At 62.5% G+C, this 1,452-nt stretch carries 2 protein-coding genes; both read left to right on the top strand.

Annotated features, from left to right (window positions below):
* On the top strand, positions 1-307 hold a 307-nt coding region (locus ACSQ22_RS26265), incomplete at its 5' end, for a hypothetical protein (protein ID WP_436131959.1).
* Positions 304-1,452 (top strand): TolC family protein (locus tag ACSQ22_RS26270; protein WP_436131960.1); only part of this gene is annotated, 1,149 nt, incomplete at its 3' end. The genes ACSQ22_RS26265 and ACSQ22_RS26270, both read left to right, overlap by 4 nt.

A 1,452-nucleotide genomic window follows, 5' to 3' on the forward strand; every position in this document is an offset into this window, starting at 1 on the left:
TTGGCTTTCACGACTTAACTCAATCCCTTGGCTGGCCGCAGCATTGCTGGCACCTTCGCTGGCACTTGCTCAGATGCCGGACGATGCCCCCCCAAAGGTGGACTACCAACTTTCGTACCGATCAGCTCTCGCGGGCTATGAGGTCTACAAGGAGCAATCAGTCCAGCCGTGGAAGGCCGCCAACGACAAGGTGGGTGAAATCGGAGGATGGCGGGCCTATGCCAAGGAAATGCGCCAATCCGCACCCGCAGCGGGTCAGGACCAACCAGCCCAAGGCCATGACGCACACCACGGGGGCAAACAATGAGCCGCCCCCTGCGTATGCCCCGCGCCAAACTCGTGATCGCTGTTGCCGCAGTTGCGGTTTTGTCTGGCTGTGCCAGCGTGAACCTGGAGCAAAACATCTCCAGCGCCAACGCAGCAACCAGCAGTTTCACGGACGGCAAACTCACCTTGGCCCGAGCCAAGAATGAGCAAGAGGCCTTGCGCCGGCGTGCCTCGGACTTGTTGGCCAAACCGCTCAGTCAACAGGATGCCGTTCAACTCGCTCTGGTCAATAGCCCGTCCCTGCAGGCCATCGTGGCCCAAAACTGGGCGGACTCTTCCACTGCAGCCCAGTCCGGACGCATCGCCAACCCCATTCTGAGCCTGGAGCGGGTTCGCCTGGGTAGCGAGACGGAGATCGGCCGCATCCTGTCCTTCGGCCTGCTGGACCTGCTGACCTTGCCAACACGCAAAGGCATCGCCGAGCAGCGCATCAAGCAGACCCAGTTGCGCCTGAGCAGCGACGTAGTGGACCAAGTCACGCAGGTACGTCAGGCCTGGGTCCGGGCTGTCGCCGCGCAACAGACCCTGACTTACACCCAACAGGTCGTCGCCAGCGCCCAGGCCAGCGCCGAACTGGCCAAACGCATGCAGTCGGTGGGCAATTTCAACAAGCTCGATCGTGTGCGCCAGCAAGCGTTCTACGCCGACACTGCGACCCAGCTGGCCAGTGCGCAGCACCAGGTCACGGCAGCCCGTGAGGAGCTGGTGCGGCTGCTAGGCCTGGACGATAGCCAAGCCCAACAGCTCAAGTTGCCTGAACGCCTTCCCACACTTCCCAAGGAGCCGCTGTCTCCATCGGACGCTGGCCGTCAGGCTTCGAAGGGTCGGCTGGATCTGCAGATCGCGAAGGCCGATTACGACGCAGCCGCACGCGCGCAAGGCTGGAACACGATCACGACCTTCACGGACATTGAACTGGGAGTACGGCGCGACTCTGTCTTCGATGCGGCCGAGAACACCCACTCAACGCGACGAGGCTTTGAGATCAGCCTGCAGTTGCCCATTTTTGATTGGGGAGGTATGCGGCGCGACGCCATGAGCGCGCAGACCCTGGCTGCGGCCAACCGCCTGGAAGCTACCGCCCGCGCGGCGGGATCCAACCTGCGCGAAAGCTACTCAGCCTAT

The sequence above is a fragment of the Acidovorax sp. LjRoot38 genome (genome assembly GCF_964252975.1).
GTDB classification, from domain to species: Bacteria; Pseudomonadota; Gammaproteobacteria; order Burkholderiales; family Burkholderiaceae_C; genus Acidovorax; species Acidovorax facilis.